A 23,320-nucleotide genomic window follows, 5' to 3' on the forward strand; every position below is an offset into this window, starting at 1 on the left:
GCAACGGCGGGCCGGAGGACAGCGGTTTTCCGCCGCCCTGCGGCCCGCGCCGCGTCTCAGAGCCGCGCCAGCTCGTCCACCAGATCGTCCAGACCCAGGGACCCCTGCGAAAGGGCCGCCATGTGCCAGGACTTGAGGTCGAAGGCGTCGCCGTGGCGCTCGCGGGCCTTCTCCCGGCCCAGCAGCCAGGCCCGTTCGCCGAGCTTGTAGCCGATCGCCTGACCCGGAATGGTCAGATAGCGCGTCAGCTCGCTCTCCACGAAGTCCGCCGGACGGCTGCTGTGCCCGCCGAAGAACTCCTGGGCCAGCTCGGGCGTCCAGCGCTCACCCGGGTGGAAGGGGGAGTCCGCCGGGATCTCCAGCTCCAGGTGCATGCCGATGTCGACGATGACCCGGACGGCGCGCATCATCTGCGCGTCCAGGTAGCCGAGCCGCTGCTCCGCGTCCGTGAGGAAGCCCAGCTCGTCCATCAGGCGCTCCGCGTACAGCGCCCAGCCCTCGGCGTTGGCGCTGACGAGTCCGACGGACGCCTGGTAGCGGGAGAGGTTCCCGGCGACGTGCACCCACTGCGCCAGCTGGAGATGGTGGCCGGGGACGCCCTCGTGGTACCAGGTGGACACCAGGTCGTAGACCGGGAAACGGGTCTGCCCCATCGTCGGCAGCCAGGTGCGGCCCGGCCGCGAGAAGTCCTCCGTCGGCGGCGTGTAGTACGGGGCGGCCGCGCTGCCGGCCGGGGCGATCCGCGACTCCACCTTCCGTACGCGCTCGGCGAGTTCGAAGTGGGTGCCGTCGAGCGCGTCGATCGCCTGGTCCATCAGGCCCTGCAGCCAGTCGCGGACCTGGTCGACGCCCTCGATGTGCCTGCCGTGCTCGTCGAGGTGGGCCAGCGCCACCCAGGGCGTCCGCGCCCCCGGCAGGATCTTCTCGGCCTCCTTCTTCATCTCGGCGAGCAGCCGGTGGTACTCGGCCCACCCGTACGCGTAGGCCTCGTCGAGGTCGAGGTCGGTGCCGTTGTAGTAGCGCGCCCAGCGGGCGTAGCGCTCCCGGCCGACGGTGTTCGGCGCGCCCTCGGCGGTCGGCGCGTACACGTCGCGCACCCAGTCCCGCAGCTCCACGACCGCCGCGGTCGCCGCACGGGCCGCCTCGTCCAGCTCGGCGCGCCGCGCCTCGGGGCCCGTGGCCACGAAGTCCTCGAACCAGCCGCGGCCTTCGCCGTCCATGTCCGACCACTCGGTGAGCTGTCCGACGAACGTGGCGGTCGGCCGCGGCGCCGCGTACAGCTTGCGTTCCAGGCCGAGTGCCAGGGACTCCCGGTAGCCCGCGAGGGCCGCCGGCACCGCGCGCAGCCGTTCGGCGATCGCCGCCCAGTCCTCGTCGCTCTGGTTGGGCGTCACGGTGAACACCTCGCGCACGTGGTGCGCGGGAGTGGCCATGTTGCCGACGGCGCGCAGAGCCTCGTCGGCCTCGTGCACACCGAGCTCGGCGGTCAGGCGCTCGCGCAGCAGGCGGGCGCACCGGCGCTCGATGTCACTGTCCGCGCCGGGCCTGCGCTCCGCCTCGTCGAGCTTCGCCAGGGTGTTCCGCGCGAGCTTCGCGAGCGCCTCCTGGCCCGCGGGCGAGTAGTCGGGCAGACGGCTCGAACTCTCCTGCACGCCGAGGTAGGTGCCGGTCACCGGGTCGAGGGCGATGAGGTCGTCGACGTAGGCGTCGGCGACCTCGCGGGGCAGCGGGTTGTTGGTCTGTGACATGGGCACCATCCTCGTACGAGGCGGCGGCGCACGTCACGGCGTTTGTCCCGAAGCCGTCGCCGGCAGCAGGGGCCCGCACTCCCACTGCTGGAAGATCAGCCGGGTCTCGACGCGGGCCACCTCCCGCCGCGCCGTGAACTCGTCGAGGACGAGTCGCTGCAGATCGGCCATGTCGGCGACGGCCACATGGACGAGGTAGTCGTCGGGCCCGGTCAGATGGAAGACGGTCAGCGCCTCGGGCAGCGCCCGGATCCGCTCCACGAACGGCCCCACCAGCTCCCGGCGGTGCGGCCGCACCTGAACGGAGAGCAGCGCCTGCAGGCCGCGTCCCAGCTTGGCCGGATCCAGCCGCAGCTGATGCCCGAGGATCACGCCGGAGCGGCGCAGCCGCGTCACCCGGTCCAGGCACGTCGAGGGCGCCACGCCGACCTGCGCGGCGAGGTCGCGGTAGGTGGTCCGGGCGTCGTTCTGCAGCAGCCGCAGCAGCTGGAGGTCGACCGCGTCCAGTACGACGGAATCAGCCATCGGCCGAACGTAGCACGGTGTGCGCCCCCTGTGACCCGCTCGATGTTCACCCTGCGCTCCATGGACTCAACTGCTGCGAGCACGCACGCGTACAACGGCGTACGCACGTCTGGAGCGCCCCGCGCACTGGCCACCGAGGCCGTTCACGCGGGTCGGGACGACCTGGCCCGGCAGGGCCTGCACGCCCCGCCCATCGACCTGTCCACCACTTACCCCTCGTACGACAGCCGCGCCGAGGCCGCGCGCATCGACGCGTTCGCCGCGACCGGTGCGGAGCCGGACGGCCCGCCCGTCTACGGCCGGCTGGGCAACCCGACGGTCGCCCGCTTCGAGACCGCGCTGGCCCGCCTCGAAGGCGCCGAGAGCGCGGTCGCGTTCGCCAGCGGGATGGCGGCGCTGAGCGCGGTGCTGCTGGCGCGCGCCTCCATGGGGCTGCGGCACGTGGTCGCCGTCCGTCCCCTCTACGGGTGCAGCGACCATCTGCTGACCGCGGGGCTGCTCGGTTCGGAGGTCACCTGGACCGACCCGGCGGGGATCGCGGACGCGCTGCGCCCCGACACCGGGCTGGTCATGGTCGAGTCGCCGGCCAACCCGACCCTCGCCGAGGTCGACCTGCGGGCCGTCGCCCACGCATGCGGCTCGGTCCCGCTGCTCGCCGACAACACCTTCGCCACGCCCGTGCTGCAGCGTCCGGCCGAGGAGGGCGCGCGGCTCGTCCTGCACAGCGCCACCAAGTACCTGGGCGGACACGGTGACGTGCTGGGCGGCGTGGTCGCCTGTGACGAGGAGTTCGCCGGGCTGCTGCGGCAGATACGATTCGCCACCGGCGGCGTGCTCCACCCGCTGGCCGGTTACCTGCTGCTGCGCGGTCTGTCGACGCTGCCGGTACGGGTGCGGGCGGCCTCCGCGACCGCCGCCGAACTGGCCCGGCGACTGGCCGCGGACCCGCGCGTCGCCCGGGTCCACTATCCGCGCATCGGCGGCGCGATGATCGCCTTCGAGGTGCGGGGCGACCCGCACGAGGTGATCGCGGGCGTCCGGCTGATCACCCCGGCCGTGAGCCTCGGCAGCGTCGACACGCTCATCCAGCACCCGGCCTCCATCAGCCACCGCATCGTCGACGACCGGGATCGGCGAGGGGCGGGAGTGAGCGACCGGCTGCTGCGCCTGTCCGTCGGCCTGGAGGACGTCGAGGACCTGTGGCGTGACCTGAGAGACGCACTGGGCGCGGAGGGAGCGACTGGTGCGGCTGGTGTGGCTGGTGCGATTGCTTCGGCGGGTTCGGTCGGGTCGGGTGAGTCGTGCGGGTCGGTCGAGTCGGCGGGGTCGGCGGGGTCGGTTGAGTCGATCGAGTCGGTCGGGCTGGCAGGTTCGGTCGCGCCAGTCGAGTCGGTCGGGGCGGTCGATGTGGCCCGTCCGGTGGGCGTGACCGCTTCGGTCGGTTCTGGAGAAACGATTCCCTCACCCAGGCGCGGTGCCGCGTCCGTGTGACCCTGACAGGTGGCCGCGACGGGTGTTCGTGACGCGTGACCGTGATGCGTGAGCCTGACGTGGGACGACAGGAGGACGGCCCGGCGGTGCAGTACCGCCGGGCCGTTCGATCGCCGCCCGCCTCAGTCGCGCGCGACGCGCTCGTCGTGGCGCCCCGACGCCACCTGCGCCCCGGCCGTCTCCAGACGTGCGGTGATGACCAGGGTGCCCTCCTCGATCTGGTAGTCGAGCGGCAGCCCGAGTCCGCGCATGGCGGCGACCATACCGGTGTTGGAGGCCTGGGTGACGGCGTACACGCTCTCGCAGCGCGCCTCGACGGCCATCGCCACCAGCCGGCCGAGCAGTTCGGCGCCGATGCCGCGCCGCTGCCACTGGTCCTCGATCAGCAGCGCGACCTCGGTCTCGTCGCCGTCCCACAGCAGGTGGCCGAGGCCGACGATGCGGCCCGACGGCGTCTGCACGGCGAGGGTGCGGCCGAAACGCGGGCTGAGCAGGTGGTTGAGGTAGCGGTCCGCGTCGCCGACCGGACCGTGGTAGCGCATCCCGAGCGTGCGTGACGAGCACCGGTCGTGCATCGCCCTCGCCGCTTCCAGGTCACCGGTGTCGGCCCGGCGCACGGTGATGTCGGCGCCCTCGGGCAAGGTCAGCACGTCCTGGCCGAGCGGAACCCGCGGGCCGAGTCGGGCGTCGAGTTCCACCAGGGCACGCGCGCGGGCGAACTCGGTCGGGGTGAACGGCAGATACGGCCGCTCCACCGTGATCACTCCGCCTTCCGGCGCCCGCAGGCGCATCACGGTCTCCTCCAGCACGCCCTCCACCGGCACGCCCTCCGGCCCGCGGCCCCTGCCCCCTGCCGTGGCGGGCAGCGAGCGGATCGTGCACCGGCCGAGCAACTGCCTCAGGGCGAGGGGGAGTTCGGCTGCGTCCAGTGCGGTTCGGGTGGCCAGGCCCAGGACGCGGGTCGGCGCGTCCACCAGGTCGTGGGCGTCGGCGCGCTCGATCCACGTGCCGGAGCCGCCGGCGAGGGAGACGGCCCGGGTGATCTCGGTCGCCGAGAGGGCGCCGGGGGCGCGCAGCAGGAACTCGTCCACCGTGTCCTCGCCCAGCGGGTGCGTCTGCAGGCTCAGGATGTCCACCCGGTGGGCGGCGAGCGCCGCGCAGAGCGCGGCCAGCGACCCCGGGGCGTCCTTCACCGTCGTCCGCATCCGCCACAGGGTGCTCTCCTCGGCGACCTCGGAGGGAAGCTCCGACGGCCCGGCCTGCGACTCCTGGGAGGGCGGCCGGGCGTGGGTATCACTGGTGGGCGGCGCGTGCCCGTGGCGCCGTGCCCACCACGTGTGGAACCCGGCCGTGGCGATCAGCAGGGCCGCGGAGACGGCCAGCAGCCCCGGGCCGTCGGGACCGTGCCCCACGAGGTTCGCCACGCCGTCGGCCACCGCGACTGCCGTGAAGAGCGCGGCGAGTTCCACCACGTCCCGCCGCCAGTGGTGCACAGGGCGTCCGCGCTTCGTGCGCGTCACATCAGAGATGTCTCGAGTCATGCAGCCACTGTGGAGGAACGGTGTTGCGTGATCACGAACGGCTTGTGACTGATGGGTAAAGGCTACGAATGACCGTTTTGTTAATTCCTATACGAACACTCCTTCCATCAGGCGTCACGCACGTGCCGCGCACCGGGGGATGACGCCGGTGCGCGGCACGCGGTCTCGAGGGTACGGGAGGCCGGGTTACTGCCCGACGCGTCCCGGCTGCAGCACCTTCGTGAACAGCACGGTGCCGTCCTGCTCGCGCAGACGCACCGTCAACTCGCCGCTGTCGCCGTCGATGTCGACCTCGCCGAAGAACTGGTAGCCGCCCGCGGGCGACACGTTGGAGGCGGTCGGCGCCTTCACGAACACCCGCTCCGGACCGAACGTGCCGTCCAGCGCGCTGGCCGGGAAGGCACCCGCGTTGAGCGGACCGGAGACGAACTCCCAGAAGGGCTCGAAGTCGGTGAACGCGGCCCGCGACGGCTGGTAGTGCTGCGCCGAGGTGTGGTGGACGTCGGCCGTCAGCCACACCGTGCCGGTGATCCGCCGGTGCTTGACGTACCGCAGCAGTTCGGCGATCTGCAGCTCACGGCCCAGCGGCGCGCCGGGGTCGCCCTGCGCGACGGCCTCGATGTTCGGCCTGCCCTCGGTGGCGTCCGGCACGACCAGCCCGAGGGGCATGTCGGCGGCGATCACCTTCCACACCGCCCGCGACCGGGACAGCTCCCGCTTGAGCCACTCCAGCTGCTCGGCGCCGAGGATGCCCTGCGGGTCCACGGTCTGGTCGTCGGGCGAGTTGGCGTTGCGGTACGTGCGCATGTCGAGCACGAACACGTCGAGCAGCGGCCCGTGGCGCACGACCCGGTGGACGCGGCCCTCCTTGGCGCCCGGACGCAGGGTCGAGATCGGGAAGTACTCGGAGAACGCCCGCCGGGCGCGTGCCGCGAGCACGTCGACGCTCTTCTCGGTGTAGCGGGCGTCGGAGTCGGCGATCACCTCGCCCGGGTACCAGTTGTTGCGGACCTCGTGGTCGTCCCACTGGATGACGGAGGGCACCTGGGCGTTGAACCGGCGCAGGTTCTCGTCGAGCAGGTTGTAGCGGAAGTTGCCTCTGAACTCGGCGAGCGTCTCGGCGACCTTCGACTTCTCCTCGGTGACGACGTTCCGCCAGAGGCTGCCGTCGGGCAGCGCCTGCGTCGCCGCGATCGGGCCGTCGGCGTAGATGTTGTCGCCGCTGCACAGGAAGAAGTCGGGGTCGAGCTTCGCCATCGCGTCGTAGATGCGGTAACCGCCCCGGTCGGGGTTGATGCCCCAGCCCTGGCCCGCCAGGTCGCCGGACCACAGGAAGCGAACCCCGCGCCGACGACCCCCGGGGACCGTGCGGAAGGCGCCGGTCACCGGCTCGCCGGTGCGGCGCGGGTCGTCCGGGTCGGCGAGCAGCACGCGGTAGTGGACCTGCTCGCCGGACGGCAGCCCGTGCAGCCGGGTCGTGCCGGTGAAGTCCGTACCGGCGCCGAGCAACGGACCGTGCCAGCGGCGGGCGCCTCTGAACGACTCGGTGGCCGCGGTCTCGACGACCATCCGCGCCGGACGGTCGGAGCGCACCCACACCAGCCCGGAGTCGCACGTCACGTCCCCGGTCTGCACACCCCAGGCCGCCCGGGGCCGGCCGGACAGGGCGAAGGCGGGCGCGGCGCCGAGCGCGGCGGGCAGGGTCAGGGCCGCGGACGCGGCGAGCGAGCCGCGCAGGACGCCGCGGCGCCCGGGAAACGGACGGTGGGACATGAGGGGGCCTCCAGGGACGGGAACCGGCCGGTGTGCACAGTCACACCTACTGGTGCGCCGCAGCGCGCACGGAAACCGCGGGTGAACAACGGGCCGCGTCCGCAATGGGATCCGACGCGCGTCCCTCCCCGGAGGCTCTCCCCCTCCCCCTCCCTCTCCCTCTCCTGTCGGCCTGTCGGCCTGTCGGCCTGTCGGCCTGTCGGCCTGTCGGCCTGTCGGCCTGTCGGCCTGTCGGCCTGTCGGCCTGTCGGCCTGTCGGCCTGCGTGCCCGTCCGCGTCGCGGCCGCCTGTGCCGGGCCGGAGGTGGGACCGTTTCCCGCGGACCCGCCCCCATCGAGGGCGAAGCCTCCTGCCCGCGCCGGGGCAACTCCCCCCCCAGGCCGGAATCGTCCTGAGTGCGGGTGCGGGTGCGGGTGCGGGTGCGGGTGCGGGTGCGGGTGCGGGAGCGAGTGCGGGGCGGGGGCGTTGGGCCGCGCGGCCCGTTCCTCAGCGGCTGCCGTCGAGGATCACGCGTGCGACGAGCGCCGGGTCGTCGTTCATCGGGCAGTGGCCGCAGCCGGGCAGACGCACCAGGCGCGCGGCCGGGATGACCTGCTTGACGCGCACGCCCTGGCGGCGCACGAGCAGCCAGTCCCGGGTTCCCCAGCCCACGGTGACCGGGACGCCGGGCAGGTCGTCGGTGAACCGGACGGTGGTGCCGGCCCGCAGGGTCTGGTCGAACCCGGTGGCCTGGGCCAGGGCCAGCGTCTCGGCGACCACGGCCTCGGGTGAACGGCGGCCCGGGCGGGCGTAGATGGTGCTGGTGAGAGCCGTGCGGCCGGCGGCCGTGCTCGCCAGCCGCTCGACGAGGGGCAGGGGCAGCCGACGGGAGATCTGCCGCATGGTGAGAAGGACGCCGAAGGCGTAGCGCCGCTCCGCCTCCGACCAGAACCCGGCCGGGGACAGCGCGGTGACGCTCCGCACGAGCTTCTCGCGGCCGAGCTCCAGGGCGAGCAGCCCGCCCAGGGAGTTGCCCGCCACGTGGGGGCGGTCCAGCTCCAGTTCCTCGCAGAAGGCCCCGAACACGGCCGCCGTCGTGGGCAGGTCGTAGGCCAGTCCGTCCGGCAGTGCCGGGGACACGCCGAAGCCGGGCAGGTCCACGGCGATCACGTCGCGTTCGGTGGCCAGGATGTCCACCACCGGGTCCCAGGCCTGCCGGTGGTGGCCGATGCCGTGCAGCAGGAGCAGCGGCTCACCCTTGCCCGCGCGGGCGTAGGACACGGTGACCGGCAGCGGGCCGCTGGGGGCGGGGACCGTGAAGGAGACGGTGGCGGACATGGGGAGCTCCTCGTATGGACTGACCGGTGGACGCCGTAGACAGCTTGTCAGCAATTGCTACCGGCGGGTAGCCCCCAGGTGAGTGAACCGTGGGAACCTCTCCAGTCCCGGGCTCCCACCTCCGATCCCGGCTCAACGGGGCCTGCGAACCTCCAGGTTGAAGTCCGCGTGCCCGAAGCGGCGCATGAGGTCCAGCCACAGGGGCAGCCACATCTCCACGCTCCGCGCCGCTCTGATGCCGCCCAGGTCGAGGACCCGGTCCGCGGGCCAGCCGAACTCCCCGAGCAGTGCCGTGACCTGTCGCTTGGCGTCCTCGTCCTCCCCGCACACGAAGATCTGGTGCTCGCCCGGCACCCGCGCGGGATCCACCATCACCCGGCAGTTGACGGTGTTGAGGGACTTCACCACGCGCGCGTGCGGAAACGCCCGCTGGATCTGCTCGCCGACGCTGTCCGACTCGACGGGCGACAACCGGACCTCGCCGTCCTCGATCGCCAGCGGGTTGGAGACGTCGACCACGACCTTGCCCTCGAGGTGGCCCGGCCCGGCCGCCCGCAGCGCGGCCAGGGACGCCCGGCCCGCCACGGCGTTCACGATCACCTCGGAGGCCGCGGCCGCCTCCGCGAACGTGCCGGTGCTCGCCCCCGCCCCCGCCTCCCGCGCCCATTCCAGCGCCGCCGGATTGTCCTTCGTGCGCGAACCCAGGACCACCGAATGCCCCAGGCTCACCAGTTTCCCGCCCAGCGTGCGACCGACCTCGCCCGTACCCAGTACCGCGAACCGCACAGCGACCTCCCGTGTCCTCGGGCCGGCCGGAGAGCCGGACCCGCGCCACGGTAATTCCCGCCGGGTCGCCCGGCCCGCCTTTCACGACGAGCGCGTTGCCGGAGTGTCACGAGAACCCGACCGCGCGAACGCCCTGTAAACGCTTTCCCCCAAGGCTCGCCTCGGTGCCGACAGGGTTCGAGGATTGGTATTGACCAAGGGTGGGGGCCGCCCTATGGTCGCAGATAAGTACAACAACCTTTAATAAACAAGGGCGCGAAAACGCCGCCGGACCACGGCGATTGCGGAGGACAGGGTGGGGACCACGCAACTGGAATCGGTACCGGAACCGAAGTACTGGCATCTCAGGACGGTGCTCAGCGAAGCGCTCGACTCCGAGTTCACCGTGGGGGAGATCCTGCCCAACGAGCGCGAGCTCGCCGCCCGCTTCGGCGTCGCCCGCGCGACGTTGCGTCAGGCCCTGGAGCAGCTCGAGCTGGAAGGCAGGCTGCAGCGCCGCCGCGGCGTCGGCACCACCGTGGCGCCGCCGCGGATGGGCGTGGCCGTCGGCACCGAGCAGCAGCTGTGGCCCGGCACGGGCGACGACGCCTGGCAGTCCGTCGACTGCACCCTCGCGGCCCCGCCCGCGGGCGTCGCCACCACCCTGGAGACCGCGCGCGACCAGGCCGTGCACATCGTGCGCCGCTCGCGGGTGTCGCACGGTCAGCCCGTCGCCGCGGAACTGCTCTACGTCCCCGCGACGTCGGTGCCCGGCCTGACCACGGCCGACGACTCCTCCGACGAGGCACGCGCGCGCGTGGTGCTGCGCGAGCTGCAGCGCCTCGAACTGCAGGGCCAGGACCGTGCGGTGGAGCTGGGCTCGGCCCGCGCCGACGACGCCAGGGAACTCGACCGGCTCCCCGGCGCGCCCGTCCTGGTGGTCACCACCCGCTTCTTCGCCGAGGGCCGCACCGCGGCGCTCTCCGTCGCGACCTACCGCGCGGACACCTGCCGGCTGACCTTCGGCGCGTCCGGCGGCGTGGAGATACACCACGGTCCGGAGCGACAGACTTCCTGACGCCCCGTCCGGCCCGGGCCGCGTGCGGCAGGCTCCCTGAACAGCCTGCACCCGGCCGCCGGGCGACGTCCCCGTCCCGCCCCGGCACTCCGCCGCGCCCCGCACTTCACCGGGGCGCGGCGTGGTTCCGCCGAAGGCCACCGTGACCGCCCGGGCCGTCGTGGCCGTCACCGTCGCGCCGTGACCGTGCCTTCCACCGCGAACAACTGCTCCTCCACGTGGTCGAGGGCCAGTCGCAGCGCCCCCGTCGCCACCGCCGCTTCGCCGAGCACCGACAGGGCCACCTTCGGCGGCCGCAGACAGTAGCGCGCCAACTCGTCGCGCAACGGCTCCAGCGCGCCGTCGAGACCGGCCGCCCAGCCGCCGACCACGACCAGCTCAGGGTCGAGGGCCAGCACCAGCGCGGCCACGTCGTGGACGAGCCGCTGGATGAAGCGGTCCACCGCCTCACGGGCCCGCCGGTCGCCGCCCCGGGCCTGCGCGAACACCGCCGTGACCGCCTGCTCGTCCAGCGGATGCAGCGGCTCGTCCGTGGTGGAAAGCAGCGTCTCCGGAGTCACCTCACGCCCCAGCAGATGCAGCGCGCCGATCTCCCCGGCCGCCCCGCCGTACCCCCGGTGCAGCCGCCCGCCGATCAGCGAACCCGCGCCCGGACTCAGCCCGGCCAGCACGAAGACGACGTCGTCGGACTCGGTGGCGGCCCCCTTCCAGTGCTCGGCCACGGCCGCCGCGTTGGCGTCGTTCTCCACCAGCACCGGGCACTTGAAGGAACGGCTCAGCCGCTCGCCCAGCCGCAGCCCCGTCCACTCGGGCAGCGCCGTGCCCAGCCGCACCGTGCCGTCCGCCTCGACGATCCCGGGCGTGCCGACCCCCACGGCCCGCAGCGAGCTGCGCGGGACGCCGGCCCGGCGCAGCAGCTCCGCGACCGCGGCGCGCAGCCGCTCCAGCCGCTCGTCCGCCGGCGCCGACTCGTCCACGTCCTTGGCCTGCGCGCCGAGCACGCGTCCGTCCAGATCGGCCAGCAGCGCGGCCACCCGGTGCGAACCGATCTCCAGCCCCAGCAGATGCCCGGCCTCGGCCCGGAACCGGAACCGCCGTGCGGGCCGCCCCTGCCGCCGGGCGACGCTCTCGTCGGCCGCCTGCTCGACGACGAGTCCCGCCCCGATGAGGTCCTCGACGACACCCTCCACGGTCGGCCGGGACAGGCCCGTCACGCGGGTGATCTCCGTGAGGGTCGCGCAGTCCGCGGCACGCAGCGCGTGCAGCACCACCGCGGAATTGATCCTTCGCAGCAGCGAGGGATCCCCGCCGGTCAGCTGCCCCAACGTCCGTCCTTCCAGCTCGTGCGCGTGTTTGGGCGGATCGTACTCGGCAGGGAGGACCCGGGCGAGTGCCGTATCCGTACCGATGCCGTCACACACCGCTCAGCCGGGCGCGACGAACCCCGACTCGTACGCCGTGATCACCGCCTGCGCGCGGTCCCGCGCCCCGGCTCGGCCGGCAGCGCTCCCCTGCAGGGTCCTGCCGGGGCCGACGGCGGAGGGGCTGCGCGGGGCGACCGGCCGCGCCGTCCATGCGACGCTGACGGCCCTGCCGGCCGCCGTTCCGACGACGGTCCTGCGCAGTGGGACGGGCGGTCGCGCTGAGCACGCTCATCCCCTTCCTCCTGCTCGTGTCCTTCGTCGTCGGCGACATGAGAGGCGCCGCCGCCGACGTCCTGCCCGACGGGGCCGCCCAAGTGGTGCTGCACAGCAGGTGGGAGAGGGCGCCCGGACCGTGGACCGGGCTCGCGGTGACCGCCCTGTCCACGGCCGCGGCGGTCGCCGCAGGCGCGTGCCGGGTGCGGGTCCGGGACGCCCGGGCCGGGGTGCGCACTGACGGGCCGCCAATTGTCAGTGGCGGCCGCTTTACTGGATCTCATGGACATCGCGCGCGGTCTCGCCACCGTCGACCTGCTGAGCGTCCGCGAGCTCCCGGCGGAGGGATATCTCGTGGCGGAATTGCAGACCAGCGGCGACTTCCACGGCGACGACCTCAGCGCGTGGGGGGAGACGGAGGAGCAGTACGAGGCCGACCGGGACGGGCTGACGGAGCGGCTGGCCGGCCGTTGGGGGCCGCCGCACCTCGTCAGCCTGGCGAGCACGCTGGAGCGCGCCATGGACGGCGAGGACATACCCGAGCCCTGGGCCTCGCTCAGCGGGCACGTCCCGGACCTGCACCTGTGGCAACTGCCGGGCACGGCACGCTGGATAGCGCTCGGAGTCTCCCAGTGGGACAGGGAACTGCCGTTCCAGCTCCTGCTGGTGGTGACGGAGACCGATCCGCCCTGACCGGCGTCAGTCCTGCGCCGCCACCCGCAGCCGGGCGAACTCCTCCGCCATCGTCGCCGTCGTCCAGTGCGCGTTCAGCCCGCTGGGGTTCGGCAGCACCCACACGCGCGTGTCCCCGATGAGCCGCTCCTGCGGCCCGACCGCGGCCCTGCGGTCGTCGAACGCCGCCCGGTAGGCGGTCACGCCGACCACGGCCAGCCAACGCGGCTTCAGCGCCGTCACCTTCCGCGCCAGCAGCCGCCCGCCCTCGCGGTACTCCTCGGCGCCGAGCTCGTCCGCCCGGGCGGACGCCCGCGCCACCACGTTGGTGATGCCGAGGCCGTAGGACAGCAGCTCCCGCTGCTCCGCCGGCTTCATCAGCCGCGGAGTGAAACCGGACAGGTGCAGCACCGGCCAGAACCGGTTGCCGGGGCGGGCGAAGTGGTGGCCGGTGGCCGCCGTCATCAGGCCCGGGTTGATGCCGCAGAACAGCACGCGCAGGCCGTCCGCGACGACGTCCGGCACGAGACGGTCGCGGGCGGCCTCCAGTTCCGCCTGGGTGAAGCGCGTCAGAGGATCGCCCCGGGGGCGTAACCGGCCGCCTCCGGCCGCTGCTTGACGATCTCCTCGATCCGGCCGACGACCGTGGCCACCTGCGCGGCCGCCGCGCCCGTGAAGGACAGCTTGTCGGCCATGAGCGCGTCCAGCTGGGCGCGGTCGAGCGGGAGGCGCTCGTCGGCGGCCAGCTTGTCCAGCAGCTCGTTGCGCTCGGCGCCCTGCTCGCGCATCGCCAGCGCCGAGGCCACGGCGTTCTCCTTGATGGCCTCGTGCGCGACCTCACGGCCGACGCCCGCGCGCACCGCGCCCATCAGCACCTTGGTGGTGGCGAGGAAGGGCAGGTAGCGGTCGAGTTCGCGTGCGACGACGGCCGGGAAGGCGCCGAACTCGTCGAGCACCGTCAGGAACGTCTCCAGCAGGCCGTCCAGGGCGAAGAAGGCGTCCGGCAGCGCGACCCGGCGCACCACCGAGCACGACACGTCGCCCTCGTTCCACTGGTCGCCCGCCAGCTCGCCGGTCATCGACGCGTAGCCGCGCAGGATGACCATCAGGCCGTTGACGCGCTCGCAGGAGCGGGTGTTCATCTTGTGCGGCATCGCCGAGGAGCCCACCTGGCCGGGCTTGAAGCCCTCGGTCACCAGCTCGTGGCCGGCCATCAGACGGATCGTCTTCGCCAGCGAGGAGGGGGCGGAGGCGAGCTGCACCAGCGCGGTGACGACCTCGTAGTCCAGCGAGCGCGGGTAGACCTGGCCGACGGAGGTGAACGCCTGCGAGAAGCCGAGGTGACCGGCGATCCGGTCCTCCAGCTCGTCCAGCTTCGCGGCGTCGCCGCCCAGCAGGTCCAGCATGTCCTGCGCGGTGCCCACCGGGCCCTTGATGCCGCGCAGCGGGTAGCGGCCCAGCAGCTCCTCGACCCGGCCGTATGCCACGAGCAGTTCGTCGGCCGCCGTGGCGAAGCGCTTGCCCAGGGTCGTGGCCTGCGCGGCCACGTTGTGGGAGCGGCCGGCCATGACCAGCTCGCCGTACTCCCCGGCCAGCCTGCCCAGCCGGGCCAGGACCGCCACCGTGCGGTCGCGGACGAGCTCAAGCGAGAGGCGGATCTGCAGCTGCTCGACGTTCTCCGTCAGGTCGCGGGACGTCATGCCCTTGTGGACCTGCTCGTGCCCGGCGAGGTCGTTGAACTCCTCGATCCGGGCCTTGACGTCGTGCCGCGTGACCTTCTCGCGCTCGGCGATGGAGGCCAGGTCGACGGTGTCGAGGACACGCTCGTAGTCGGCGATCGCCGCGTCCGGCACCTCGATCCCGAGGTCCTTCTGGGCCCGCAGCACGGCGAGCCAGAGCTGACGCTCCAGCTTGACCTTGTGCTCGGGGGACCAGAGCGTGGCGAGCTCGGCGGAGGCGTAGCGTCCGGCGAGGACGTTGGGGATGCGGGGCTTGGCGGGAGCGGAAGTCACATGACCGGATTCTACTGGCGCTTCGTGCAGGCCGGTGCCACGGTCCCGTTCGGCCGAACCCACGAGACGGGCGTCACTTCGTCGCGCCCGGCCGAGTCGGCGAGCTCCGCGAGCACGTCGGCGTGGCACGGCAGCGGCGCGCACCAGCAGGCCAAGGTCTTCCCGCGGAGCCCCTCGACCAGCTCCAGCAGCTCGGGACGCTCCAGCAGGTACGCCCGGTACAAGGCCATCACCTCGGCCCGCGTCCCGTCCCGCTTCTTCTTCTGGGTGTCGTGGGCGAAGGGGTTGCTCAGCGGGTGGCGCGGGAGGTCCCAGCCCCCGAGAGTCCAGCGGCGGCCGACGTAGACGACGTCGTCGGGGGCGTCCTGGAGCCGGGGGCCGAAGTCGTGGATCCGGCCCCGGAGACTGATCACCCGCGTCGCCATCCGGGCCCCCTTACGCCGTCGGTCCCTCGTACGGCAGCAGCTCGGGGCGCTTCGGCGGCAGGCCGTCCCCGGACGAGCGGCCCGTCAGACGGCGGCCGATCCAGGGCAGCAGGTGCTGCCGGGCGAACCGCGCGTCGGCGACCCGCCGGGCGGCCCATCCCGGCGGCAGCGTCGCGGCCATCGGCGTGTGCCAGTCGGTGTCCTCGGGATCGTGCCCGAGGCTCTGCCAGACGGCCTCGGCGACCCTGCGGTGGCCCTCCGCCGTCAGGTGCAGCCGGTCGACGTCCCACATCCGCGGGTCGCTCAGCGACGGGGCGCCGTACAGGTCGACGACGAGCGCGCCGTGCCGCTCGGCCAGCTCCTCGACGCACACGAAGAGCTCCTCCATGCGCGGCCGGAACCGCTCCAGGACGGGCCCCTGCCGCCCCGGGCTGCGCATCAGCACCAGCTGCTTGCAGGACGGCGCCAGTCGCTCCACGGCCTCCGTCAGCAGGCCCTTCACGCGGCCCATGTCGCACTTGGGGCGCAGGGTGTCGTTGAGGCCGCCGACCAGGGTGATCACGTCGGCGCCCATCGCGGCGGCCACCGGCACCTGCTCCTCGACGATCTGCCGGATCAGCTTGCCGCGCACCGCCAGGTTGGCGTACCGGAAGCCGGGGGTGCGGGCGGCCATCCGTGCGGCGAGGAGGTCCGCCCAGCCCCGGTAGGAGCCGTCGGGCAGCAGGTCGGACATGCCCTCGGTGAAGGAGTCGCCGATCGCGACCAGGCTGGTGTGAGTGGTGTTCGTCTGCATGGCGACACAGATGGTAGCCCGAGTCGCATACTCATTGGTCGGTCACCTCCCGTCCGTGCCCGGCGTCACGTCCGTTGCCCGAACAGCTCCCTCAGTACGTCCTCCATCGTCACCAGGCCGGCCAGCCGGCCGTCCGAGCCGAGCACGGCCGCCAGATGCGTGCGGCTGCCCCGCATCGCGGTCAGGACGTCGTCCAGCGGCGTCGCCTCCCGCACCCGAGCGATGGCCCGCATCTCCCGCAGCCGGAAGGGCGTGTCCCGGGGCGAGGCGTCCAGCGCGTCCTTGACGTGCAGGTAGCCGACGATCCGCCGCCCCTCGTCCACCACCGGGAAGCGGGAGAAGCCGCTCTCGGCCGCCAGCTGCTCCAGTTCCTCGGGCGTGACGCCCAAGCGCGCGTAGACGACCCGCTCCAGCGGCAGGACGACGTCCCGCACCGGGCGGCGTCCCAGCTCCAGGGCGTCGTGCAGCCGCTCCTGGGCGCGGCCGTCGATGAGCCCCGCCTCGCCGGCGTCCCTGACGATCTGCGCCAGCTCCGCGTCCGAGAACGTCGCCGTGACCTCGTCCTTCGTATCGACCCGCAGCAGCTTCAGCAGGGCGTTGGCGAAGGCGTTGATCGCGAAGATCACCGGGCGCAGCGCCCGGGCGAGCGTGACCAGCGGCGGACCCAGCAGCAGTGCGCTGCGCACCGGCTCCGCCAGCGTGATGTTCTTCGGGACCATCTCGCCGAGCAGCATGTGCAAGTACGTGGCGAGGGCCAGCGCGATCACGAAGGACACCGCGTGACCGACGCCCTCGGGCATGCCCACCGCGTGGAACACCGGCTCCAGCAGGTGCGCGATGGCCGGTTCGGCGACCACTCCGAGGACCAGCGTGCACAGCGTGATGCCGAGCTGCGCGGCCGCCATCAGGGCGGACACGTGCTGCAGGCCCCACAGCACGCTGGTGGCGCGCCGGTCGCCCTGCTCGGCGTGCGGCTCGATCTGGGAGCGGCGTACGGAGATCAGCGCGAACTCGGCGCCGACGAAGAACGCGTTGACGACGAGGGTCGCCAGGGCGATGAGCAGCTGGACGGCGGTCACTGGTCCGCCCCTTCCGCGTGGGTGTCGGCGAGCGGAGCGTGCAGCAGCACGCGGGCCGCCCGGCGGCCGGAGGCGTCCACGACGTCCATCCGCCAGCCGGCGACCTCGACGGCGTCGCCGACGGCCGGTATCCGGCCCAGCTCGGTGGCGACCAGGCCGGCCAGCGTCTCGTACGGTCCGTCGGGCGCCTGCAGGCCGACGCGCGCGAGCTGGTCGGTGCGGGCGGAGCCGTCGGCCGAGTACAGGGCCCGGCCGTCGTCGTCCGTGCCCGCGGGTGCGAGGTCGGGCGTCTCGTGCGGGTCGTGCTCGTCGCGGACCTCGCCGACGACCTCCTCGACGATGTCCTCCAGCGTCGCCACGCCCGCCGTGCCGCCGTACTCGTCGATGATCACGGCCATCGTCCGCTTGCCGGACAGCCGGTCCAGCAGCCGGTCCACGGTGAGCGACTCGGGCACGAGGAGGGGTTCGCGCATGATCTCCGAGACCGCCACGCGCGGGCGTCGCGCGGCCGGGACCGCCAGCGCGTCCTTGATGTGCGCGGTGCCGACCACCGAGTCGAGGCCGCCCCGGTACACGGGGAACCGGGACAGCCCCGTCGCCCGGGTCGCGTTCGCCACGTCCTCGCAGGTCGCCGCCGCTTCCAGGGCGATGACCTGCACGCGTGGGGTCATCACGTTCTCCGCTGTCAGATCGGCCAGGTTCAGCGTGCGCACGAACAGCTCCGCGGTGTCCGCCTCGAGGGCGCCCTCCCTCGCGGAGTGCCGGACCAGGGCCGCGAGCTCCTGGGGGCTGCGCGCGGCGGCGAGTTCCTCGGTGGGCTCCACGCCGAACAGGCGCACGATGCGGTTCGCCGTGTTGTTGAGGTGGCTGATGAAGGGCCGGAAGGCGGCGCTGAACAAGCGCTGCGCGTTGCCCACGCCCTTGGCGACCGACAGCGGCGAGGAGATCGCCCAGTTCTTGGGCACGAGTTCGCCGACGACCATCAGGAACACGGTCGACAGAGCCGTGCCCAGCACCAGCGCGACGGAACTCGCCGTGCTGCTCGACAGGCCGAGCGACTCCAGCGGCCCGGAGATCAGTTTGGCGATCGACGGCTCGGACAGCATGCCGACCACCAGGTTGGTGACGGTGATGCCGAGCTGTGCGCCCGAGAGCTGGAAGGTGAGGCTGCGGACGGCCTTGAGCGCCCCGGACGCGCCGCGCTCACCGCGCTCCACCGCCCGTTCCAGTTCGCTGCGCTCGACCGTGGTCAGCGAGAACTCGGCGGCGACGAAGGCGCCGCACGCGAGCGACAACAGGATCGCCACCAGGAGCAGCAGCACTTCGGTCATCGGGTCACCTCCGTCCCAGGATCGGCCAGGACGGGCGGGAACGCGCGATGTCGGGTACGGGTACGGGGAGGCTCGCCCATGGGCGGACGCTCACACCTTTCATGACGTCATGAGGGGACCGCGCGGTGATCCACACAGTCCCCCAATGGTAAAGGATCGGCAAAGCGGGCCTGATGGGTCCCGGGTCGGTCGGCCGGCCGGTCGGTGAGCGGTTTCACCCAGCGCCGCCACTTCTCCTCCGGCGCATACCCCGCCGCGCGCCAGGCATGATGCGCGGTCTCGTTACGAGTGAGCACCATCGCGTCCCCGCGGCGGCCGCCCAGCCGCACGAACCGTTCCTCCGCGGCCGCCAGCAGCGCCGCCCCGACGCCCTGGCGGCGGCGCTCCGGGTGCACCGCCAGCCGGTACAGATGACACCGCCAGCCGTCGAACCCGGCGATCACCGTCCCGACCAGCTCACCGCTCCGCTCGGCCAGGATCAACGCCTCCGGGTCGCGGACGACCAGCCGCTCCACACCGCTTCGGTCGTCGCTGATGCTCGTACCCTCGGCGGCGGACTTCCAGAAGGCCAGCACGGTGTCCAGGTCGTCGGGCGTCGCGGCCCGTATCCGCAGATCAGACATGCGGCGATCCCATCACCTGCGGCGCGGCCGAGCGCGGAATTCCAGGATCCGGACGGTCACCGGCCCGCGTCCCCACCCCCCCCGGCGGCCAGGCGCGGCCGTGACCCGACCGACCCCGAAACGGGCCCGCCCCGATCTCCGCCGGCGGCGGTCGGCTCGACCTCCGCCGGCTCGCACGAGCCCCGTCCCCCGGCCGGGCTCCTCACTCGTGCGCGATGGCGGCCAGCACGTTCATCCGCGACGCGCGCAGCGCGGGCAGCAGGGCCGCGACGACGCCGACGACCGCGGAGCCCACCACGACCGCGACGATCGTGCCCCACGGGACGGCGAGCGCCTTCATGCCCTGCAACGCCAGCACCTGCTGGATGCACACGCCCCACACCAGCCCGAGCGCCAGCCCCAGCACCGCGCCGAACACCGCGATCACCACCGACTCCAGCCGGACCATCCGGCGCAACTGCCGACGGGACAGCCCGATGGCGCGCAGCAGCCCGATCTCCCGGGTCCGCTCCACCACCGACAGCGCGAGCGTGTTGACGACGCCGAGCACCGCGATGACGATCGCCAGCCCGAGCAGCGCGTACACCAGGTAGAGCAGCACGGCGATCTGGTCGTGCACCAGCTTCTTGTAGTCGGCCTGGTCACGGACCTGCACCTGCGGATACGCGGTCAGCGTCTGCTCCAGGCGCGCGCGCAGCCGGTCGGCGGACGTGCCGGAGGCGGCGTTCACGTAGAGCGCGGAGTCCTGCCCGCCGGGCACGAACTTCTCGACGGCCGCGATGCCGAAGAACAGCCCGCCCTCGGTGCCGAACCCCTCGGCGGCGTCCTGGTCGGTGAGGGCGCCCACCTTCAGCGACGCCGTCCGGTCGCCGGGGAACTCCACCGGGAGCACGCTGCCGAGCCGCACCCCGTGGTCCTCGGCGAAGTCCACGTCCATGGCGACGGCGCCGTCGGCCAGCGCGGCCGTCGTGTCGCCCTCGGCGTACGTGATGCGGGCGACGTCGTCCACCCGGTCGTCGTAGCCGGCGGCGGTCGTCTTCACGCGCTTGCCGTCGGGCAGCCGCACGGCGATCGGCGCGAACCGCTGCCGCACGACGAGGCCGGCGCCCTCGGTGTCGCGCACCGCGTCCGTCACCTCCTGGGAGAACGGGGCGAAGTTGGCGTTCTGGACGACGAAGTCGGCGCCCAGCGTCTTGTCGATCTGCTGGTCGAAGGACTTGGACATGGAAGCGCTCGCCACCGACATCCCGCCCACCAGGGCCAGACCCACCATCAGCGCGGCCGCCGTGGCGCCCGTCCGGCGCGGATTGCGCAGGGCGTTGCGCTGGCTCATCCGGCCGATCGAACCGAACACCGCGGGGAAGGCCCCGCCCAGGACCCGGATCACCGGCCGGACCAGGAGCGGTCCGGCGATGACGGTGGCGATCAGCGTGAGCACCACGCCCAGGCCCAGCAGGGACGCCGCGGACGACGTCTTCGAGGAGGTCGCGCAGCCGACGAGCGCGGCCGCCCCGAGCGCCCCGACGACCGCGCCCACCACCGCGCGCACCTTGAGCGGCCGGCCCACCCCGGCGTCCGCGTCCGCCAGGGCCGCCATCGGCGACACGGTCGCCGCCCGCCGGGCCGGGAGGTACGCGGCCACGAAGGTGACCCCGACGCCGACCGCGTACGCCGACACCGGTGTCGCCCAGCCGACGACCATCTCCGTGGTCTTCAGGTTCATGCCGAAGGCGCTCATGAGCTTGATCAGCCCGGCCGCGAGACCGATGCCGGCGGCGAGCCCCAGCGTGGAGCCGACCAGGCCCAGCAGCACCGCCTCGGTGAGCACCGAGCGGCGCACCTGGCGGCGGTCGGCGCCCAGGGCGCGCAGCAGGCCCAGCTCACGGGTGCGCTGGGCGATCAGCATCGAGAACGTGTTGACGATCAGGAACACGCCGACCAGCACCGCGATCCCGGCGAAGCCGAGCATCACGTACTTGACGACGTCGAGGAACCCGCCCAGCGCCTCCGCCGACGACTTCGCCTGCTCGTCGGCCGTCTTCACGTCGTAGGGCCCCGCGCCGAGCGCGGCGGTGACGCGCCGCTTGAGGACCGTGTCGCTCACCCCCGGCGCCGCGTCGACGGAGATGCTCGTGGCCTTTGCCGCCGTGCCCAGCAGCTTCGTGGCGGCGGTTTCGGGGTCGAGGAAGACCAGGGCCGCGCCGGGGTTCGTGGTGGTGTAGGTGGCGATGCCGACGACCTCCACCCTGAACGAGCCCGGCTGGGCCATCACGGTGAGGGTGTCGCCGATCTTCACGTGCTTCTTGTCGGCGGTGTCGGCGTCGAGCATGGCCTGGCCGGCGCCCCGCGGGGCGTGGCCGGAGGTGAGCTTCACCGGGCTGCGGTCGGTGACGTACCAGTCCGTGGCGAGGGTCGGCGCGCCCGTGGTCGGCCCCACGGACTTGTTCTCGGCGTCGACGACCGTGATGTTCTGCACGCTGACGTCGGCGTGGGTCGAGGCGACCCCGTCAACGCCGGCCAGCCGGCCGGCGAGCGCGGCGGGCACGGTCTCCACCGCGCCGGTCGGCACGGACGATTCCAGGTCCTCCTTCGGCTCCACGGTGAGGTCCGCCGCCGTGGACGCGAAGAGCCGGTCGAAGGTGCGGGTCACCGTGTCGGAGAAGATCAGGCTCCCCGCCACGAACGCCACCGACAGGACGACCGCGAGCGCGGACAGCAGCAGCCGTCCCTTGTGCGCGAGGAAACTTCTGAGCGTTGCCTTCAGCACCGGATCACTTCTCCTCGGAACCGGTGCCGACGGCGCCGTCGGTGCGGTCGGTGTGGTCGGTGTGGTCGGTGCGGTCAGGGCCGTCGGGGCCGTCGGTACGAGTGCTGCCGTCGACGTCGGCGCCGCGGGGGAGGAGGGCCGCGTCGAGGCTCTCGGCGCTCACCGCGCCCTCACCGTCGAACTGGGCGCGGATCACGTCGAAGCGCTTCATCCGTTCCAGCACCGCGTCCGCCGTGGGGTGCCGCATCTCGTCCACGATCCGTCCGTCCGCGAGGAAGAGCACCAGGTCGGAGTGGGCCGCGGCGCCCGGGTCATGGGTGACCATGACGACGGTCTGGCCCAGGTTGTCGACGGCCTCGCGCAGGAAGGCGAGGACCTCCAGCCCGGCACGCGAGTCCAGGTTGCCGGTCGGCTCGTCGGCGAAGATCAGTTCCGGGCGGGAGGCGAGCGCGCGGGCGCAGGCCACGCGCTGCTGCTGGCCGCCGGACAGCTGCGAGGGCCGGTGCTTCAGCCGGTCCCGCAGGCCCAGGGTGTCTATGACCTGGTCCAGCCACTTCTGGTCGGGCTTCTGGCCCGCGATGTCCATCGGCAGCGTGATGTTCTCGGCCGCGTTGAGGGTCGGGATCAGGTTGAACGACTGGAACATGAACCCGATCCGGTCCCGCCGCAGCCGGGTCAGCTCCCGGTCCTTCAGACCCGTGATCTCGGTGTCGCCGAGCCACACCTGACCGGCCGAAACGGTGTCGAGGCCCGCCAGGCAGTGCATCAGGGTGGACTTGCCGGAGCCGGACGGCCCCATGACGGCGGTGAAGCGGCCGCGCACGATGTCCACGTCCACCGCGTCCAGGGCGAGCACGGTGGTCTCGCCGGAGCCGTACGCCTTGGTCAGGCCGCGGGCGCGGGCCGCGACCCCGTCGGCCGCGGCCAGGCCGGGGGCGTGCTCCGCAGCAGGTGTGGACAAGGCTGCCTCCTCGCTCGGGCGGACCGGCTGGGTACCGATGACTGCGCCCGGCCGAGCGTAGTGTGACCCGGCGCACAGTCGGTATCCCTTTTAGGCGATCGGCCGCCCTTGCCGCTGCTAGCACCGCGGCGCTAGCGTCGAGGTATGGCGAAGACCCAGCTGAACGTACGCGTCGACGAGGGCACGGCCCAGGTCGCCCGCGAGCGCGCCACGGCCCGCGGCATGAGCGTGAACCGCTATATAGAAGAGCTGGTCAGACAGGATGCCGGGGAGATCGGTCACACGTTCGTCGAGGCCGCCAGCGACTTCATGAAGCAGTACGAGGCGCTCTTCGTCGAGGAGTTCGGCGCCGAACGCGAAGGCGGGCCGCGCGAGGCCGGTACGCGCGAAGGTCGCCGCTGATCCCTTGAGCGATCTCCGCATCGACCTCGCCTGGCTCCTCATGCTCGCCGAACAGAAGACCCCCGGTGACCCCCAGGTCACCGACTGGGGTGCGCTGGTCGCGGCCGTGGCGCGCCACAAGGCCGAGATATTCGACGTCCCCGTCTACGACGATCCGCAGGCCCGTGCCGCGGCTCTGCTGCAACTCCTCATCCACGTCCCCGCGTTGGAGCGCTCCAACGCCCTGTTCGCCTGCGCCGTCGCGTACGCCTACCTCGTCGCCAGCGGTCTGAAGGTCGCGACCTCACCCGAACAGGTGCGTGACCTCGCCCGGCTGGTCAAGAGCGGGGAGGCGTCGCTGTCCGAGATCGCGGGCGAACTGCGCCGGTGGAGTCTGTGAC

General features: G+C 72.9%; 19 protein-coding genes and 3 pseudogenes. 5 read left to right on the forward strand and 17 right to left on the reverse strand.

Going from position 1 to position 23,320, the window contains the following annotated elements; translation table 11 throughout:
- Positions 1 to 56: 56 nt before the first annotated feature.
- Complete coding sequence (locus ACZ7DE_RS22280) at positions 57 to 1,748, reverse strand: DUF885 domain-containing protein (RefSeq protein WP_470763788.1); 1,692 nt, start codon at positions 1,746 to 1,748, stop codon at positions 57 to 59.
- 33 nt (positions 1,749 to 1,781) lie between these two features.
- A complete protein-coding gene (locus tag ACZ7DE_RS22285) occupies positions 1,782 to 2,273 on the reverse strand; it encodes an Lrp/AsnC family transcriptional regulator (protein ID WP_470763790.1) in 492 nt (163 codons plus the stop codon).
- A gap of 60 nt (positions 2,274 to 2,333) precedes the next feature.
- Between ACZ7DE_RS22285 and ACZ7DE_RS22290 the strand changes: the two genes are divergently transcribed.
- Positions 2,334 to 3,764, forward strand: coding sequence for a trans-sulfuration enzyme family protein (locus ACZ7DE_RS22290; protein WP_470763791.1), 1,431 nt, complete (start codon positions 2,334 to 2,336; stop codon positions 3,762 to 3,764).
- A gap of 122 nt (positions 3,765 to 3,886) precedes the next feature.
- Here ACZ7DE_RS22290 and ACZ7DE_RS22295 read toward each other — a convergent pair whose 3' ends face one another.
- From ACZ7DE_RS22295 to ACZ7DE_RS22310, 4 genes are all read right to left on the reverse strand, one after another.
- On the reverse strand, positions 3,887 to 5,305 hold the full coding sequence (locus tag ACZ7DE_RS22295) for a GNAT family N-acetyltransferase (RefSeq protein WP_470763793.1): 1,419 nt from the start codon (positions 5,303 to 5,305) through the stop codon (positions 3,887 to 3,889).
- Positions 5,306 to 5,491: 186 nt separating this feature from the next.
- Entirely contained in the window at positions 5,492 to 7,078 is a 1,587-nt protein-coding gene (locus ACZ7DE_RS22300; protein ID WP_470763795.1) for an alkaline phosphatase D family protein, read from the reverse strand.
- Positions 7,079 to 7,564: 486 nt separating this feature from the next.
- A complete protein-coding gene (locus ACZ7DE_RS22305) occupies positions 7,565 to 8,395 on the reverse strand; it encodes an alpha/beta fold hydrolase (RefSeq protein WP_470763797.1) in 831 nt (276 codons plus the stop codon).
- 132 nt (positions 8,396 to 8,527) lie between these two features.
- Entirely contained in the window at positions 8,528 to 9,181 is a 654-nt protein-coding gene (locus ACZ7DE_RS22310; protein ID WP_470763799.1) for an NADPH-dependent F420 reductase, read from the reverse strand.
- 295 nt (positions 9,182 to 9,476) lie between these two features.
- Here ACZ7DE_RS22310 and ACZ7DE_RS22315 point away from each other — a divergent pair, with 295 nt between their 5' ends.
- Complete coding sequence (locus ACZ7DE_RS22315) at positions 9,477 to 10,238, forward strand: GntR family transcriptional regulator (RefSeq protein ID WP_470763801.1); 762 nt, start codon at positions 9,477 to 9,479, stop codon at positions 10,236 to 10,238.
- 167 nt (positions 10,239 to 10,405) lie between these two features.
- Here the strand turns inward: ACZ7DE_RS22315 and ACZ7DE_RS22320 are convergent, their stop codons facing one another.
- Both ACZ7DE_RS22320 and ACZ7DE_RS22325 read right to left on the reverse strand, forming a co-directional pair.
- Complete coding sequence (locus ACZ7DE_RS22320) at positions 10,406 to 11,563, reverse strand: ROK family transcriptional regulator (protein ID WP_470763803.1); 1,158 nt, start codon at positions 11,561 to 11,563, stop codon at positions 10,406 to 10,408.
- A 99-nt stretch (positions 11,564 to 11,662) separates the two neighbouring features.
- Positions 11,663 to 11,734: pseudogene (locus ACZ7DE_RS22325) on the reverse strand (DNA-binding response regulator); the annotation flags it as partial.
- A 423-nt stretch (positions 11,735 to 12,157) separates the two neighbouring features.
- Between ACZ7DE_RS22325 and ACZ7DE_RS22330 the strand changes: the two are divergent.
- A complete protein-coding gene (locus ACZ7DE_RS22330; protein WP_470763805.1) occupies positions 12,158 to 12,568 on the forward strand; it encodes a hypothetical protein in 411 nt (136 codons plus the stop codon).
- A 6-nt stretch (positions 12,569 to 12,574) separates the two neighbouring features.
- Here ACZ7DE_RS22330 and mug read toward each other — a convergent pair whose 3' ends face one another.
- The 9 genes and pseudogenes from mug to ACZ7DE_RS22375 all read right to left on the reverse strand — a co-directional run bounded on the left by mug (position 12,575) and on the right by ACZ7DE_RS22375 (position 22,538).
- The gene (gene mug / locus ACZ7DE_RS22335) at positions 12,575 to 13,072 is read right to left on the reverse strand and encodes a G/U mismatch-specific DNA glycosylase (protein ID WP_470763807.1); all 498 of its coding nucleotides are present in this window, start codon (positions 13,070 to 13,072) and stop codon (positions 12,575 to 12,577) included.
- A gap of 44 nt (positions 13,073 to 13,116) precedes the next feature.
- Positions 13,117 to 14,559: an adenylosuccinate lyase gene (gene purB, locus ACZ7DE_RS22340; RefSeq protein ID WP_470763809.1), complete on the reverse strand. Its 1,443-nt coding sequence runs from the start codon at positions 14,557 to 14,559 to the stop codon at positions 13,117 to 13,119.
- A gap of 95 nt (positions 14,560 to 14,654) precedes the next feature.
- A pseudogene (locus ACZ7DE_RS22345) lies at positions 14,655 to 14,984 on the reverse strand (DUF4326 domain-containing protein); the annotation flags it as partial.
- Between the two features lie 10 nt (positions 14,985 to 14,994).
- Positions 14,995 to 15,777, reverse strand: a complete 783-nt coding sequence (locus ACZ7DE_RS22350; protein ID WP_470763811.1) for an SGNH/GDSL hydrolase family protein — start codon at positions 15,775 to 15,777, stop codon at positions 14,995 to 14,997.
- 65 nt (positions 15,778 to 15,842) lie between these two features.
- Positions 15,843 to 16,856 (reverse strand): hemolysin family protein, encoded by a 1,014-nt coding sequence (locus ACZ7DE_RS22355; RefSeq protein ID WP_470763813.1) that lies wholly within the window; start codon positions 16,854 to 16,856, stop codon positions 15,843 to 15,845.
- Positions 16,853 to 18,187, reverse strand: a complete 1,335-nt coding sequence (locus ACZ7DE_RS22360) for a hemolysin family protein (RefSeq protein WP_470763815.1) — start codon at positions 18,185 to 18,187, stop codon at positions 16,853 to 16,855. Before ACZ7DE_RS22360 ends, ACZ7DE_RS22355 begins: the two co-directional genes overlap by 4 nt.
- A 206-nt stretch (positions 18,188 to 18,393) precedes the next feature.
- Positions 18,394 to 18,810: pseudogene (locus ACZ7DE_RS22365) on the reverse strand (GNAT family N-acetyltransferase); the annotation flags it as partial.
- Positions 18,811 to 19,012: 202 nt separating this feature from the next.
- On the reverse strand, positions 19,013 to 21,577 hold the full coding sequence (locus ACZ7DE_RS22370; RefSeq protein ID WP_470763816.1) for an ABC transporter permease: 2,565 nt from the start codon (positions 21,575 to 21,577) through the stop codon (positions 19,013 to 19,015).
- A gap of 4 nt (positions 21,578 to 21,581) precedes the next feature.
- Positions 21,582 to 22,538 carry an ABC transporter ATP-binding protein gene (locus tag ACZ7DE_RS22375; protein WP_470763818.1) on the reverse strand — a complete coding sequence of 319 codons (957 nt, stop codon included), beginning with the start codon at positions 22,536 to 22,538 and terminating at the stop codon, positions 21,582 to 21,584.
- Between the two features lie 144 nt (positions 22,539 to 22,682).
- Between ACZ7DE_RS22375 and ACZ7DE_RS22380 the strand changes: the two genes are divergently transcribed.
- Both ACZ7DE_RS22380 and ACZ7DE_RS22385 read left to right on the forward strand, forming a co-directional pair.
- Complete coding sequence (locus ACZ7DE_RS22380) at positions 22,683 to 22,940, forward strand: toxin-antitoxin system HicB family antitoxin (protein WP_470763820.1); 258 nt, start codon at positions 22,683 to 22,685, stop codon at positions 22,938 to 22,940.
- 4 nt (positions 22,941 to 22,944) lie between these two features.
- Entirely contained in the window at positions 22,945 to 23,319 is a 375-nt protein-coding gene (locus tag ACZ7DE_RS22385) for a fic family toxin-antitoxin system, toxin component (protein WP_470763822.1), read from the forward strand.
- Position 23,320 lies beyond the last annotated feature (1 nt).

Source organism: Streptomyces sp. NPDC037083 (assembly GCF_055606485.1).

Excerpts from the sequence above, each read along its gene's own strand:
- ACZ7DE_RS22280 (WP_470763788.1), bottom strand. The coding sequence starts at position 1,748 with ATGTCACAGACCAACAACCCGCTGCCCCGCGAGGTCGCCGACGCCTAC.
- ACZ7DE_RS22300 (WP_470763795.1), bottom strand. The coding sequence starts at position 7,078 with ATGTCCCACCGTCCGTTTCCCGGGCGCCGCGGCGTCCTGCGCGGCTCG.
- ACZ7DE_RS22360 (WP_470763815.1), bottom strand. The coding sequence starts at position 18,187 with ATGACCGAAGTGCTGCTGCTCCTGGTGGCGATCCTGTTGTCGCTCGCG.
- ACZ7DE_RS22350 (WP_470763811.1), bottom strand. The coding sequence starts at position 15,777 with ATGCAGACGAACACCACTCACACCAGCCTGGTCGCGATCGGCGACTCC.
- ACZ7DE_RS22295 (WP_470763793.1), bottom strand. The coding sequence starts at position 5,305 with ATGACTCGAGACATCTCTGATGTGACGCGCACGAAGCGCGGACGCCCT.
- ACZ7DE_RS22285 (WP_470763790.1), bottom strand. The coding sequence starts at position 2,273 with ATGGCTGATTCCGTCGTACTGGACGCGGTCGACCTCCAGCTGCTGCGG.
- ACZ7DE_RS22330 (WP_470763805.1), top strand. The coding sequence starts at position 12,158 with ATGGACATCGCGCGCGGTCTCGCCACCGTCGACCTGCTGAGCGTCCGC.
- ACZ7DE_RS22290 (WP_470763791.1), top strand. The coding sequence starts at position 2,334 with ATGGACTCAACTGCTGCGAGCACGCACGCGTACAACGGCGTACGCACG.
- ACZ7DE_RS22305 (WP_470763797.1), bottom strand. The coding sequence starts at position 8,395 with ATGTCCGCCACCGTCTCCTTCACGGTCCCCGCCCCCAGCGGCCCGCTG.
- ACZ7DE_RS22380 (WP_470763820.1), top strand. The coding sequence starts at position 22,683 with ATGGCGAAGACCCAGCTGAACGTACGCGTCGACGAGGGCACGGCCCAG.